The organism is Pseudomonas sp. G5001, assembly GCF_013385475.1.
In the GTDB taxonomy this organism is placed as follows: Bacteria; Pseudomonadota; Gammaproteobacteria; order Pseudomonadales; family Pseudomonadaceae; genus Aquipseudomonas.
Genome location: NZ_JACAPZ010000005.1, coordinates 289,668 through 303,938 on the forward strand (window position 1 = coordinate 289,668; position 14,271 = coordinate 303,938).

Here is a 14,271-nt window from a genome sequence, read left to right on the forward strand (position 1 = left end):
GGGCTAGGCGCGCATGCGGGTGATGCGGATGACCCCGGTCAGGGCGCGCAGTTTCTTGATCACGCGGGCCAGGTGCACGCGATCGTGCACGCTGACCACCAGTTGGACCACGCTGATGCGGCCATCGCGTTCGTCCATGCTGATTTTCTCGATATTGCCGTCGGCCGCGTTCACGCTGCTGGCCAGCAGGGCGATCAGGCCGCGCTGGTGTTCCAACTCGACCCGCAGCTCGACGTTGAATTCGCCAGTGACATCCTTTGCCCACGAAAGCTGGATGCATTTCTCGGGGTTGTGGCGGATTTCACTGATATTGCGGCAGTTGTCCAGGTGCACCACCATGCCTTTGCCCGCAGACAAATGGCCGACAATCGGGTCGCCCGGGATCGGCGTGCAGCACTTGGCGTAGCTGAGCACCAGGCCTTCGGTGCCGCGAATCGCCAGCGGGCCTTCGGGGCTTGGCAACTGTTCGCCTTCGCCCAGCAGGCGGCGCGCGACCACATAGGCCATGCGGTTGCCCAGGCCGATGTCTTCCAGCAAGTCTTCGATCAGTTCCTGGCGGTACTCGTGCAACATCGCCTGCACGCGTTCGGCCGGGATCTTGTCCAGTGAGCTGTCGAAGCCGTTGAGCACCTTGTTCAGCAGGCGTTCGCCCAGGCTGATGGACTCGGAACGGCGTTGCAGTTTCAGGGCATGACGGATGTGGGTGCGAGCCTTGCCGGTGACCACAAAGTTGAGCCAGGCCGGGTTCGGGCGCGCGCCCGGTGCGCTGACGATCTCCACCGTGGAGCCGCTTTGCAGCGGTTCCGACAGCGGGGCCAGTCGACGATTGATCCGACAGGCTATGCAGCTGTTACCCACGTCGGTGTGCACCGCGTAGGCAAAGTCGACCGCCGTGGAGCCTTTGGGCAGCTCCATGATCCGGCCTTTGGGCGTGAACACGTAGACCTCGTCCGGGAACAGGTCGATCTTCACGCTTTCGATAAATTCCAGGGAGTTGCCGGCACGTTGCTGCATTTCCAGCACGCCCTTGACCCACTGGCGGGCGCGGGCATGGGTGCCTTTTGGCTGCTCGTCGCCGGTGGATTTGTACAGCCAATGGGCGGCGATGCCGTTGTTGGCCATCTCTTCCATTTCGCGGGTGCGGATCTGGATCTCGATCGGCACCCCGTGCATACCGAACAGCGTGGTATGCAGCGACTGGTAGCCGTTGGCCTTGGGAATCGCGATGTAATCCTTGAAGCGTCCCGGCAGGGGCTTGTACAAATTATGTACAGCACCCAGCACGCGGTAGCAGGTATCGACCTTGTCGACGATGATCCGGAACGCGTACACGTCCATGATCTCGTTGAAGGCCCGGCGCTTGCCGCGCATCTTCTTGTAGATGCCGTAGATGTGTTTCTGCCGGCCGCTGACTTCGCCCTCGATCTCATCGATCGCCAGGCAATGGCTCAGGGATTCTTCGATCTTGTTGACGATTTCCTTGCGATTGCCCCGGGCGCGTTTCACTGCCTGGTAGATGCGCGCGGAACGCATCGGGTGCATGGCCTTGAAGCCGAGGTCTTCGAACTCGATACGAATGGCGTGCATGCCCAGCCGGTTGGCGATGGGCGCGTAGATTTCCAGGGTTTCCTTGGCGATGCGCCGGCGTTTTTCACCGGACAGCACTTCCAGCGTGCGCATGTTGTGCAGCCGGTCGGCCAGCTTGACCAGGATCACCCGGATGTCCCGGGCCATGGCCATGGCCATCTTCTGGAAGTTTTCCGCCTGGGCTTCGGCCTTGGTCTCGAAGTTCATTTGGGTCAGTTTGCTGACCCCGTCGACCAGTTCGGCCACGGTTTCGCCAAATTGCGCACTGAGCGCTTCCTTGGCAATGCCGGTGTCTTCGATCACGTCATGCAGCATCGCGGCCATCAGGCTCTGATGGTCCATGTGCATGTCGGCAAGAATATTGGCCACGGCAAGAGGATGCGTGACATACGCCTCGCCACTGCGGCGGCGTTGGCCGTCGTGGGCTTGTTCGGCGTAGAAATACGCTCGGCGGACCAGGTTGACCTGGTCTGGGCCGAGGTAGGTCGATAAGCGATCGGCGAGGGCGTCTATGCTCGGCAAAGTATTAACTCCTGCCGTTGGCTGTGACCCCGCGCCGTGCTACGTCGACCAGGCATAGGCTTAGACGGCCTCGTTGGACTCGTCCTCGAACGCTGCAAACAGCGGTTCGTCTTCAACGATTTCGGCGTTGGCGATGAACTCGTAGCTCATCAGGCCTTCAGCGATTTCACGCAGGGCTACAACGGTAGGCTTGTCGTTTTCCCACTGGACCAGGGGCTCTTTGCCGCCAGTGGCCAGTTGACGGGCACGCTTGGTAGAGAGCATGACCAGCTCAAAGCGGTTATCCACGTGTTCTAGGCAGTCTTCAACGGTTACGCGGGCCATGGTATTCCTCGGAGCGAATGCAATATGCGCGCTGCCCGGTTGGGCGAGCGGACTGAACAGTTTAAAAAATCACCAGCGTTTAGGGAAGCGCTGATTTTTCGCAGGCCATCGCAAACGCGCTACAAGTGCCAATGTAAAGCCCCTGCAGCGGTTTTGGGAAGAGCCAATCAGCCGAGCAGTTCGGCCAATAATTTGCCGAAACGCTGCTGCTGACGCTTTTGCTGGAGCTGATTGGCGCGGAAAATCGCTTTCAGATCGTCCAGCGCGTGAGCGAAATCGTCGTTGATGATCAGGTAGTCGTAGTCGACGTAGTGGCTCATTTCACTGACGGCTTCACGCATGCGACCTTCGATGATCTCGTCGCTGTCCTGGCCACGATTGGTCAGGCGCTGGTGCAACGCTTCCAGCGAAGGCGGCAGGATGAAGATCGAGCGAGCTTTGGGCATCAGCTGGCGCACTTGCTCGGCGCCCTGCCAGTCGATTTCCAGGATCAGGTCGTGGCCTTCGTCCAGGGTCTGCTGCAGGTGGCTTTGCGAGGTGCCGTAGAGGTTGCCGAAGACCTCGGCGCGCTCCAGGAAATCACCGTGCTCGATCATCTTGACGAACTCGGTGCGCTCGACGAAGTGGTAGTGCACGCCGTTCACTTCACCCGGGCGCATGGCGCGGGTGGTGTGGGACACCGAGATGCGGATCTGCTCGTCAGCGTCGGTCAGGGCCTTGACCAGGCTGCTTTTGCCCGCGCCCGATGGGGCAGAAATGATGTAAAGGGTGCCGGTGCTGTGGGTCATGTCAGGGTGCCTTACTCGATATTCTGTACTTGTTCGCGCATTTGCTCGATCAACACTTTGAGGTTGACCGCAGCCTGGGTGCTGCGCGGATCAAAGGCTTTGGAGCCCAGTGTATTGGCTTCGCGGTTGAGTTCCTGCATCAGGAAGTCCAGGCGCCGACCGGCGGCACCGGCGGACTTGAGCACGCGGCGCACTTCCAGGATGTGGGTGCTCAGGCGGTCGAGCTCTTCGGCCACGTCGCTCTTTTGTGCCAGCAGGACCATCTCCTGCTCCAGACGCACCGGATCCAGTTCGGCCTGCATGTCGGCGAAGCGGTCCAGGACCTTCTGGCGCTGGGTGGCAAGCATCTGCGGCACCAGTTCGCGCAGGGTCACCACGTCTTCTTCAATGGAGGTCAGGCGGTCGCTGATCAGGCGGGCCAGTTCGGCCCCTTCACGCTCGCGGCCGGCCTTGAGTTCTTTCAAGCCCTGGTTGAACAGGGCCAGCGCCTCGGCGTTCAACGCCTGTGGGTCAGTGGCGTCGGCCACCAGCACGCCGGGCCAGGCCAGGACTTCCAGCGGGTTGATGGCGGCAGGCTGCTTGATCAGGCCGGCGATGGTTTCGGCGGCGGCGACCAATTGGGCGGCGCGCTCGCGATCCACCTGCAACGGCTTGCCGGTGGTTTCCTCGGTAAAGCGCAGGGTGCATTCCATCTTGCCGCGGGAGATGCCCTGGCGCAGTGCCTCACGAACCGCGCCTTCGAGGTCGCGAAACGATTCCGGCAGGCGCAGGTGCGGCTCCAGGTAGCGGCTGTTGACCGAGCGCAATTCCCAGCTCAGGGTGCCTTGGACGCCGGCTTTTTCGACGCGGGCGAAGGCGGTCATGCTGTGCACCATGGAGGTACCTCGCGATGCAGTCCCGCAAACAGGCGGGCTGATGGGTAGATTGAAGCCGACAGGCTGCGAAGGCGCAGGATTGTAGCTCAAGGGGACGGGTGGCCCCAAACAGTGGCTTCGGTGCCCGGGTTTGTAACAGGATTTTTTAGCCGTGCCGATCAGGGCTGGCGGCTCTATAATGCTCGGCAGTTTTTCGTCCTCCGTACAGGTATCCCCTATGAAACGTCCAAGTGGTCGCGCTGCCGATCAGCTCCGCTCGATCCGCATCACCCGCAACTACACCAAACACGCCGAGGGATCTGTACTGGTCGAGTTTGGCGATACCAAGGTTATCTGCACCGTCAGCGTCGAAAACGGCGTGCCGCGTTTCCTCAAGGGCCAGGGCCAGGGTTGGTTGACCGCCGAATACGGCATGCTGCCGCGCGCCACCGGCGAGCGTAACCAGCGTGAAGCCAGCCGTGGCAAGCAAGGCGGCCGCACCCTGGAAATCCAGCGCCTGATCGGTCGCTCCCTGCGTGCAGCCCTGGACATGTCCAAGCTGGGCGACGTGACCCTGTACGTCGACTGCGACGTGATCCAGGCCGACGGTGGTACCCGTACCGCCTCCATCACCGGCGCCATGGTTGCCCTGGTCGACGCGCTCAAAGTCATCAAGAAACGTGGCGGCCTGAAAGGCGGCGATCCGCTCAAGCAGATGATCGCGGCTGTATCGGTCGGCATGTATCAGGGCGAGCCGGTGCTGGATCTGGACTATCTTGAAGATTCGGCTGCCGAGACCGACCTGAACGTGGTGATGACCAGCACCGGTGGTTTCATTGAAGTGCAGGGCACCGCCGAAGGCGCGCCATTCCAGCCGGCGGACCTGAATGCCATGCTGGCCCTGGCCCAGAAGGGCATGACCGAAATCTTCGAACTGCAGAACGCCGCATTGGCCGACTGATTCAATCCCAAGGAGCGACGCCATGAGTGACAGCCAACTTCCACTGCCGACACCGTCCAAGGAAGTTCGCCAGTGGGCGATGCTCTGTCATTTTGCGGCGTTCTTCGGGCTGATGTTCCCGTTCGGCAGCCTGCTGGGGCCCTTGATTCTCTGGCAGGTGAAGAAGGATGCAGACCCGTTCATTGATGACCAGGGCAAGGAAGCGCTGAATTTCCAGATCACCGTGGGCATTGCCTGGGCGGTCTGCTTCCTGCTGGGTTTTATCGTGATCGGCTTCGTGTTGATGACCGTGCTGGTGATCGGCGCGGTGGTGATGACGATCATTGCGGGCATCAAGGCCAACAAGGGCGTGGCTTATCGTTATCCGTGGACATTGCGGTTGATCAAATAACCACCGCCCACAAAAAAACCGACAGCGATGTCGGTTTTTTTGTGCCTGGAAAAAGACCTTAGATGGTCAAGGTCCAGTCGTAGTCCACGATCAGCGGCGCGTGCTGCGAGAAGCGCGGCTGGCGTGGCAGACGTGCGCTGCGCACGAAGCGACGCAAGCCTGGCGTCAGCAGCTGGTAGTCAAAACGCCAGCCGAGGTTGAGCATCTCGGCCTGTTCGTTATCCGGCCACCAGCTGTACTGGTCGCCTTCGCGGCTGACTTCCCGCAGGGCATCGACATAGCCCATGTTGCCGACAATCTCGTCCATCCAGGCCCGTTCCGGCGCCAGGAAGCCCGGGGATTGCTGGCTGTCGCGCCAGTTCTTGATATCCAGCTTCTGTTGCGCCACGTACAGCGAGCCACAGTAAATGTACTCGCGACGTTTGCGCCGCTGTTTATCCAGATAACGGGCGAAGTCGTCCATTAGCTTGAACTTCTGGTTCAAGTCTTCATCGCCATTCTGCCCTGATGGAAGCAGCAAGGTCGCAATGCTGACCTTATCGAAATCGGCTTGCAGGTAGCGCCCGTAGCGGTCGGCTGTCTCGAAGCCGAGGCCGCTGATGACCGCCTTGGGTTGCAACCGCGAATACAAAGCCACGCCGCCTTGGGCGGGAACTTCGGCATCACAGGCATAAAGGAAGTAGCCATCCAGTTGGAAGGCTGGGTCGTCCAGTTCAAAGGCGGAGGCGCGGGTGTCCTGCAGGCAGATGACGTCGGCATTCTGGGCTTGCAGCCAACTGAGCAAACCACGCTCGACTGCAGCCTGAATACCATTGACGTTCACACTGATGATCCGCATAAATGGCCCCAAAAATCGCGTGCGTGTATGATACACGCCGTCTACCTAATTAGCTAAATCCGTGGTATCTGAGGCTTTTTTCATGCAGGCGTATCAACGCGATTTCATTCGTTTTGCCATCGATCGCGGCGTATTGCGCTTCGGTGAGTTCACTTTGAAGTCCGGGCGCACCAGCCCTTACTTCTTCAATGCCGGCCTTTTCAACTCGGGTTCTGCCCTGGCGCAGCTGGGTCGTTTCTATGCGGCCGCCATCGTTGAAAACGGCATTTCCTTCGACGTGCTGTTCGGCCCAGCCTACAAAGGCATCCCCCTGGCGGCCGCGACCGCCGTGGCGTTGGCTGAACATCACGAGCTGGATCTGCCTTGGTGCTTCAACCGCAAGGAAGCCAAGGCCCACGGCGAAGGCGGTAGCCTCGTGGGTGCGCCGCTCAAGGGCGACGTGCTGATCATCGACGACGTGATCACTGCCGGTACGGCGATTCGCGAAGTGATGCAGATCATCGCTTCCCAGGACGGCGCCAAGGCGGCCGGCGTGTTGATCGCGCTGAACCGCCAGGAGCGCGGCAACGGTGAATTGTCGGCGATCCAGGAAGTGGAACGTGATTTCGCGATTCCGGTGGTGAGCATCGTGTCCCTGAACCAGGTGTTGCAGTTCCTGGAAGATGACCCGCAGCTCAAGCAGCATTTGCCGGCGGTCAAGGCTTATCGCGAGCAGTTCGGCGTTTAGAAGATCCATGTGGGAGCGGGCTTGCTCGCGAATACGGCTTGTCAGTTGATATATGTGTCGACTGACCCGCCGTATTCGCGAGCAAGCCCGCTCCCACATTTTTAGACCGAGTAAATAGAAAAGGCCCCGTTCAATCGAATTGAACGGGGCCTTTTTGTTTACCGGCGCTTAGGGGCGCTTGCGGTTGCTGATCAGGGTACCCACACCGGTATCGGTGAAGATTTCCAGCAGGATCGCATTCGGCACCCGGCCATCCAGGATCAACGAGCTGCCAACGCCGCCTTGCACCGCTTCCAGCGCGCAGCGGATCTTCGGCAGCATGCCGCCGTAGATGGTGCCGTCGGCGATCAGGTCGTCCACTTGCTGGGTCGTCAGGCCGGTCAAGACCTTGCCTTCCTTGTCCATCAAGCCGGCGATGTTGGTGAGCAGCATCAGCTTCTCGGCCTTCAGCGCCTCGGCCACCTTGCCGGCCACCAGGTCGGCGTTGATGTTGTAGGACTCACCGTTGGCACCGACACCGATCGGCGCGATCACCGGAATGAAATCGCCTTTCACCAGCAGGTTCAGCAGGTCGGTGTTGATGCCGATCACTTCGCCCACCTGGCCGATGTCGATGATTTCCGGCTGGGTCATCTCCGGGGTCTTGCGGGTCACGGTGAGCTTCTTCGCCCGGATCAGTTCGGCGTCCTTGCCGGTCAGGCCGATGGCGCTGCCGCCATGGCGGTTGATCAGGTTGACGATGTCTTTGTTCACCTGGCCGCCCAGGACCATCTCCACCACGTCCATGGTCTGGGCGTCGGTCACACGCATGCCGTCGATGAAGTGACTCTCGATGGACAGGCGCTTGAGCAGGTCACCGATTTGCGGGCCGCCACCGTGTACCACCACCGGGTTGATCCCGACGGCTTTCATCAACACGATGTCGCGGGCAAAGCCGGTTTTCAGCTCGTCGCTTTCCATGGCATTGCCGCCGTACTTGATCACCAGCGTCTTGCCGACGTAGCGTCGAATGTAAGGCAACGCTTCGGAAAGGACCTTGGCAGTATTGGCGGCGGCTTCGCGTTCGAGGGTCATTCAGGGCTCCGGTAAAAAATCAGAACGGTAATTGGAGATCAGGGGCAACACGTTTCAACTGGGCGTGGAACACGTCCTTGATGCGCTGCAACTCAGCCTCGGTATCCGCCTCGAAACGCAGCACCAGCACCGGTGTGGTGTTGGATGCGCGAACCAGGCCCCAGCCTTTGGCGTAATCGACTCGCACACCATCAATGCTGGTCAGGTCGGCGCCTTCGCCCCATTGCGCATCGTGCAGTGCGTCAATGATGCTGAATTTGCTCTCCTCGGTCACATGGATATTGATCTCTGGCGTAGAAATATCATTCGGGAAGGTCTGGAACAGCTCCTGCGCGGTCGATTTTTCCTTGCTGAGGATCTCCAGCAGACGAGCGGCGCTGTAAATGCCGTCGTCAAAGCCGAACCAGCGCTCCTTGAAGAACACATGGCCGCTCATTTCGCCGGCCAATAGCGCGCCGGTTTCTTTCATTTTCTTTTTGATCAACGAGTGGCCAGTCTTCCACATTAGCGGGCGACCGCCGTATTCCTTGATCAGCGGTGTGAGGCGGCGGGTGCACTTCACGTCGAAGATAATTTCGGCACCTGGGTTGCGCGCAACCACGTCGCGGGCAAACAGCATCAGCAGGCGGTCCGCAAACACGTTTTCGCCGGTGTCCGTCACCACGCCAACGCGGTCGCCGTCACCGTCGAAGGCCAGGCCGACGTCAGCCCCGGTCTCCTTGACCTTGGCGATCAGGTCCACCAGGTTCTCGGGCTTGCCTGGATCCGGGTGATGGTTCGGGAAGTTGCCGTCGACGTCACAGAACAGCGGGATCACTTCGCAGTTCAGGGCTTCGAGCAGTTGCGGGGCGATCACGCCGGCCGCGCCATTGCCGCAGTCCACCACCACTTTGAGGCGGCGCGCGAGTTTGACGTCGCCGGTGATTTGGTCAGAGTAGCGCTGCAGGATGTCGACTTTGGTGACGCTGCCTTCGCCGCTGGTCAGGTCGTTGGTCTTCAGGCGGGTGTGCAGGGCCTGGATCTGTTCGTTGGCGAGGGTATCGCCAGCGATGACGATCTTGAAGCCGTTGTAGTCCGACGGGTTATGGCTGCCGGTGAGCATCACGCCCGACTTGCCGGCCAGTACGTTGGCTGCGTAGTACAGCGCAGGCGTCGGCACCAGGCCCACGTCGCTGACGTGGCAACCGCTGTCGGCCAGGCCCTGGATCAGTTGCTCGACCAGCTCGGGGCCGGACAGGCGGCCATCACGGCCTACGGAAACGTTGGGCTCGCCCTGTGCCAGGCTCTGGGAGCCAATGGCGCGGCCGATCCAGTAGGCGGTCTCGGCGGTCAGGGTCTTGGGGACCACGCCACGAATGTCATAGGCGCGGAAAATGCTGTCGGGAAATGTCGGGGCGACTCGGGCTGGGTTGCTCATTGCGGGGGGGAACTCCATCGATAAGGGGCTGGGCTGGCCTCAAGGGTGCTGACCGGCAGGCTCAAACTGAAGGGTAAGACGGCGTTTTTGGCATAGAGTTCGTGGTGCAAAAGTGCCATCGGCGCCGAAGCTCCGCCCTTTTGCCCCCTTAATGCCCTGATTTCACTGGGGAAACCTTGCTGGTAAGTTCCGCGCATTCTTCATCCTGAAAGGCCATGCGTTGGCATCAGGCCGGGTGAGGCACCCGGCTTGTTCGGCTAAGTCAATTCAGCTTAGTCAGTGGCTGCCGGAATGCCCGAAGCCACCTGCGCCGCGTTGTGTTTCGTCGAACTCTTCGACCAGCTCGAAGTGCGCCTGCACCACCGGTACCAGCACGAGTTGGGCAATGCGCTCGCCGACGGCGATATTGAACGCGGTCTGGCCACGGTTCCAGCAGGACACCATCAACTCGCCCTGGTAGTCCGAGTCGATCAGCCCCACCAGGTTGCCGAGGACGATGCCGTGTTTGTGGCCCAGGCCGGAGCGCGGCAGGATCAGCGCCGCCAGGCCCGGGTCGCCCACGTAGATCGACAGGCCGGTCGGAATCAGAATGGTCTGGCCTGGTTCAAGCACGGTGTCCTGCTTGAGCATGGCGCGCAGGTCGAGGCCGGCGGAGCCTGGTGTGGCGTAGGCCGGCAGCGGGAATTCGTTGCCGATGCGGGGGTCGAGGATCTTGGCTTGCAAAGCGTGCATGGAAATTAAACCTGGTTCAGCCGTTGGGCGATAAAAGAGATCAGTTGGCGGGCAATCTTGCCCTTGCTGGTCTGGGCGAAAACGGTAGCGTGCAACTCGCGGTCGATCACGCTGATGGCATTTTCCTCGCTGTTGAAGCCGATGCTCGGGTTGGCGACATCGTTGGCGACAATCAGGTCGAGGTTTTTGTCTTTCAATTTGCGTGCGGCATAGTCCAGCAAATGCTCGGTTTCGGCAGCAAAACCGACGCTGAACGGGCGGTCCTCACGGGTGGCGATGGTCGCCAGGATGTCCGGGTTACGGACCATTTGCAGGAGCAGGCCGTCGCCGCTTGTAGGGTCTTTCTTGAGTTTCTGCGGCGCAACCACCTCGGGGCGGTAGTCCGCTACCGCAGCCGAAGCGATGAACAGGTCGCAGGGAATCGCCGCTTCACAGGCCGCCAGCATGTCGCGGGCGCTGACTACGTCGATTCGGGTGACGCGATCCGGGGTCGGCAGATGCACCGGGCCGGTGATCAACGTCACACGGGCGCCTGCCTCGACCGCCGCTTCCGCCAGGGCAAAGCCCATTTTTCCTGAGCTATGGTTGGTGATGTAGCGCACCGGGTCGATGTTTTCCTGGGTCGGGCCGGCGGTGATCAGCACGTGCTTGCCGGTCAGGGCCAGGTGCTGGAAGCAGTCGGCGGCGCAGTGGGCCAGGTCGGTGGCTTCGAGCATGCGGCCCATGCCCACGTCGCCGCAGGCCTGGCTGCCGGAGGCCGGGCCGAAAACCTTGAGGCCGCGGCTTTGCAGGAGTTGGGTGTTGGCCTGGGTGGCCGGGTCGCGCCACATGGCCTGGTTCATGGCCGGGGCGATCGCGACGGTGGCGTCGGTGGCCAGTACCAGGGTGGTCAGCAGGTCGTCGGCAATGCCTTGGGCCAGGCGGGCGATCAGGTCGGCGGTGGCCGGGGCGATCAGCACCAGGTCGGCCCACTTGGCCAGCTCGATGTGGCCCATGGCGGCTTCGGCCGCAGGGTCCAGCAGGTCGAGGTGAACCGGGTGGCCGGACAAGGCCTGCATGGTCAACGGGGTGATGAATTCACTGCCGCCACGGGTCATGACCACGCGTACTTCGGCGCCTTGGTCGAGAAGCCTGCGAACCAGCTCTGCGCTCTTGTAGGCGGCAATGCCGCCGCCGACGCCGAGAACGATGCGTTTCCGATACAGACGCTGCATTGGCTTGCCTTTCCAGTTCAGTGATGGCGTTGCGATGCCCCCTCCCCAGGTGAAATCGCACGCAAAAAGATGGCCTAAGATACCACAGCGTCCGCCATGCAACAGCGGCGCACATGCACACGGAGGTGCCATGAGTATTCGCGATTGGCCTGCGGCAGAGCGTCCGCGGGAGAAGCTGTTGGAGCTGGGAGCGGAGAACCTTTCCGACGCGGAATTGCTGGCGATTTTCCTGCGCACCGGGGTGTCAGGCAAAAGTGCCGTGGACCTGGCGCGCCATCTGCTGGCGCAATTTGGCAGCCTTCGGGCGCTGATGGAGGCGAGGCAGCCGGTGTTCAGCCAGCATTTGGGGTTGGGGCCGGCGAAGTTCGCCCAGCTTCAAGCCGTACTGGAGATGGCGCGCCGTCATTTGGCTGAACGCCTGCGCAACGATTCGGTGCTGGAAAGCCCGGAGGCCGTGCGCGACTACCTCAAGGCACTGCTGCGCCACGAGCCTCACGAGATATTCGGCTGCCTGTTTCTCGACGCCAAGCATCGAGTGCTGGGTTTCGAAAAGCTGTTTCAAGGCACCATCGACAACGCCATCGTCTACCCGCGACAAGTGGTGAAGCGCGCGCTGGACTACAACGCCGCGGCGCTGATCCTGTGCCACAACCATCCTTCCGGCAGCCCCGAGCCCAGCATCGCTGATCGAAAATTGACCAAGGTGCTGCAAAAGGCGCTGGAGATGGTGGACGTGCGTGTGCTGGACCACATCATTGTGGGGGAGGGTGACCCGCTGTCGATGGCGGAATTTGGGTGGATGTAGGGGCTGGCATGCCAGCCCCTGGCAGGGGTCAGGGCTTGACGCTGACCTTGGAGTAATCCTGGCGCCCGAACGGGCTCACCTGATACCCCTCGACATTCTTGCGGGTCAGCGCAAACGCGGTCGGGTGCGCCAGTGGCAGCCAGAGCGCCTGCTGCTGGATCTGCGCCTGTGCCTGCTGGTACAGCTTGCTGCGCACACCTTGTTCGCTGGTGGTCTTGCCGGCGCTGATCAGCTTGTCCAGCGCCGGGTCGCAGTAGCGGGCGAAGTTGGTGCCGGACTTCACGGCCGCGCAGGAGAACTGCGGCGTCAGGAAGTTATCCGGGTCGCCGTTGTCACCGGCCCAGCCCATGAACAGCAAGTCGTGCTCGCCGGCCTTGGCGCGGCGGATCAGTTCGCCCCACTCGATCACACGGATTTCAGCCTGGATGCCGACCTTGGCCAGGTCCGCCTGCAGCAGTTGTGCGCCCAGGCTGGGGTTGGGGTTCAGCAGGCTGCCCGACGGCCGGGTCCAGATCGTGGTCTTGAAGCCATCCTTGAGCCCGGCGCGATCCAGCAGTTGCTTGGCCTTGGCAATGTCCTGCGGATAGCCCGGCAGGTCCTTGGCATAGCTCCAGGTATTGGGTGGGTAAGGGCCGTTGGCGGCTTCGGCGGTGCCTTCGAATACGGCCTTCAGATAGCTGGCCTTGTCGAAGGCCAGGTTGATCGCCTGGCGAACTTCCGGCTTGTCCAGTGGCGGATGCTGGCTGTTGATGGCGACAAACGCGGTCATGAAGGCCGCGGTTTTCTCGATCTTCAGGTCGGCGTCTTTCTGGGCGGCATCAATATCCAGGGGCTTGGGCGACAAGGCGATCTGGCACTCGTCGCGACGCAGTCTCTGCAGGCGCACGTTGGCGTCCGGGGTGATCGCAAAGATCAGGTTATCTACCGCAGGCTTGCCGGCGAAGTAATCCGGGTTGGCCTTGTAGCGAATCGTCGCGTCCTTCTGGAAGCGCCCGAAAATGAACGGCCCGGTGCCGATAGGCTGGCTGTTGAGCTTCTCCGGGGTGCCGGCCTTGAGCAGTTTGTCGGCATATTCCGCCGGGTAGATCGAGGCAAAGCCCATGCTCAAGGCGGCGAGGAAGGTCGAATCGGCGTGGTCCAGGGTGAAGCGCACGGTCAGCGGGTCGAGGGCGTCGATCTTCTTGATCAGCGTGGGCAACTGCAGCGACTGGGCGTGGGGGAAGCCGCTCTGGGCGATCTTGTGCCAGGGGTTGGCCGGGTCGAGCATGCGCTCGAAGCTGAAGCGCACGTCTTCGGCGGTCAGGCTGCGGCTTGGCGTGAAGTAGTCAGTGCGGTGGAATTTAACGTCCGGGTGCAGCTTGAAGGTGTAGGTGAGGCCGTCCGGCGACACTTCCCAGCTGTCCGCGAGGCTCGGGACCAGCTTGCCGCTGGTGGCGTCGAAGTCCACCAGGCGGTTCATCAATACGTCTGCCGAGGCGTTGGTGGTGGTCAGCGAGTTGTATTGCACCACGTCGAAGCCTTCGGGGCTGGCTTCGGTGCAGACGCTCAGGGTAGTGGCCGCCTGGGCGTGTGCAGCAATAAAAAGAGGGGCTAGCAATAGCGGTAGGGCAGCGAGGCGCATATTCGGTTTCCTTTGCAGATCGAAGGCCCATCTGCGAGTGCAGTCTGGAAAAGTCCTACCGTAGTGGGCTGATTGACAAATGACTAGCCCATTTTTGCCTGTGCTTTTGCCGCAAATACTGTTTTGATGGCGCCTCAGGTCGTTTTGCCGAGCACTTTGCAGTGCGCGCGGGCGCTGTAAATCATTCTGTGCGACGAGCGGTTAGCTTCTATAGCGGCCCACCCTGGCAACGGTTCAGGCGTCCATGGCCTGGATTTACGCGTATAAAAGTACACGGCCTGTTGTTGCACTGGAGTCTTTCTGGTATAAAGCAGCGCTCTTTTCTAGGGGCCCGGTTCCTTCGCTAGTAGGTGTAGCCGGTAAGACCCTAAAGAAACGCGGCGCCTGGCGCCAAATGACTGAGAGATTAAGCGGCC

13 protein-coding genes and 1 pseudogene are annotated in these 14,271 nt (G+C 61.2%); 4 read left to right on the top strand and 10 right to left on the bottom strand.

The genetic code is table 11. From position 1 onward, the window contains the following. Positions 1 to 3: 3 nt before the first annotated feature. The 4 genes from spoT to HX805_RS02680 form a co-directional block, all read right to left on the bottom strand. Positions 4 to 2,109, bottom strand: coding sequence for a bifunctional GTP diphosphokinase/guanosine-3',5'-bis pyrophosphate 3'-pyrophosphohydrolase (spoT, locus tag HX805_RS02665; protein WP_008439435.1), 2,106 nt, complete (start codon positions 2,107 to 2,109; stop codon positions 4 to 6). Between the two features lie 60 nt (positions 2,110 to 2,169). Further along, positions 2,170 to 2,433 (bottom strand): DNA-directed RNA polymerase subunit omega, encoded by a 264-nt coding sequence (gene rpoZ, locus HX805_RS02670; protein ID WP_003176920.1) that lies wholly within the window; start codon positions 2,431 to 2,433, stop codon positions 2,170 to 2,172. Positions 2,434 to 2,600: 167 nt separating this feature from the next. Further along, positions 2,601 to 3,221, bottom strand: a complete 621-nt coding sequence (gmk, locus tag HX805_RS02675; protein WP_003213284.1) for a guanylate kinase — start codon at positions 3,219 to 3,221, stop codon at positions 2,601 to 2,603. Positions 3,222 to 3,232: 11 nt separating this feature from the next. Further along, on the bottom strand, positions 3,233 to 4,096 hold the full coding sequence (locus tag HX805_RS02680) for a YicC/YloC family endoribonuclease (protein WP_177080585.1): 864 nt from the start codon (positions 4,094 to 4,096) through the stop codon (positions 3,233 to 3,235). A 217-nt stretch (positions 4,097 to 4,313) separates the two neighbouring features. Here HX805_RS02680 and rph point away from each other — a divergent pair, with 217 nt between their 5' ends. Next, positions 4,314 to 5,036, top strand: coding sequence for a ribonuclease PH (gene rph / locus HX805_RS02685; RefSeq protein WP_003213280.1), 723 nt, complete (start codon positions 4,314 to 4,316; stop codon positions 5,034 to 5,036). Positions 5,037 to 5,058: 22 nt separating this feature from the next. Further along, positions 5,059 to 5,427, top strand: coding sequence for a DUF4870 domain-containing protein (locus HX805_RS02690; protein WP_003213278.1), 369 nt, complete (start codon positions 5,059 to 5,061; stop codon positions 5,425 to 5,427). A 58-nt stretch (positions 5,428 to 5,485) separates the two neighbouring features. Here HX805_RS02690 and HX805_RS02695 read toward each other — a convergent pair whose 3' ends face one another. Next, positions 5,486 to 6,265: an exodeoxyribonuclease III gene (locus HX805_RS02695; protein ID WP_003176915.1), complete on the bottom strand. Its 780-nt coding sequence runs from the start codon at positions 6,263 to 6,265 to the stop codon at positions 5,486 to 5,488. 82 nt (positions 6,266 to 6,347) lie between these two features. Between HX805_RS02695 and pyrE the strand changes: the two genes are divergently transcribed. Further along, positions 6,348 to 6,992, top strand: a complete 645-nt coding sequence (pyrE, locus tag HX805_RS02700; RefSeq protein ID WP_177116585.1) for an orotate phosphoribosyltransferase — start codon at positions 6,348 to 6,350, stop codon at positions 6,990 to 6,992. Between the two features lie 168 nt (positions 6,993 to 7,160). On the opposite strand, the gene argB is transcribed toward pyrE, so the two are convergent. The 4 genes and pseudogenes from argB to coaBC form a co-directional block, all read right to left on the bottom strand. After that, positions 7,161 to 8,066 (bottom strand): acetylglutamate kinase, encoded by a 906-nt coding sequence (argB, locus tag HX805_RS02705; protein WP_003213275.1) that lies wholly within the window; start codon positions 8,064 to 8,066, stop codon positions 7,161 to 7,163. Positions 8,067 to 8,085: 19 nt separating this feature from the next. Continuing rightward, positions 8,086 to 9,507 (bottom strand): annotated as a pseudogene (locus HX805_RS02710) (phosphomannomutase/phosphoglucomutase); the annotation flags it as partial. Positions 9,508 to 9,759: 252 nt separating this feature from the next. After that, positions 9,760 to 10,215 (bottom strand): dUTP diphosphatase, encoded by a 456-nt coding sequence (gene dut / locus HX805_RS02715; protein WP_003213270.1) that lies wholly within the window; start codon positions 10,213 to 10,215, stop codon positions 9,760 to 9,762. Positions 10,216 to 10,220: 5 nt separating this feature from the next. Continuing rightward, positions 10,221 to 11,429 (bottom strand): bifunctional phosphopantothenoylcysteine decarboxylase/phosphopantothenate--cysteine ligase CoaBC, encoded by a 1,209-nt coding sequence (gene coaBC, locus HX805_RS02720; protein ID WP_008439425.1) that lies wholly within the window; start codon positions 11,427 to 11,429, stop codon positions 10,221 to 10,223. 130 nt (positions 11,430 to 11,559) lie between these two features. Here coaBC and radC point away from each other — a divergent pair, with 130 nt between their 5' ends. Then, positions 11,560 to 12,234 carry a DNA repair protein RadC gene (gene radC / locus HX805_RS02725; protein ID WP_087693709.1) on the top strand — a complete coding sequence of 225 codons (675 nt, stop codon included), beginning with the start codon at positions 11,560 to 11,562 and terminating at the stop codon, positions 12,232 to 12,234. 28 nt (positions 12,235 to 12,262) lie between these two features. Here the strand turns inward: radC and HX805_RS02730 are convergent, their stop codons facing one another. Next, positions 12,263 to 13,855, bottom strand: a complete 1,593-nt coding sequence (locus tag HX805_RS02730; protein ID WP_008439424.1) for an ABC transporter substrate-binding protein — start codon at positions 13,853 to 13,855, stop codon at positions 12,263 to 12,265. Positions 13,856 to 14,271 lie beyond the last annotated feature (416 nt).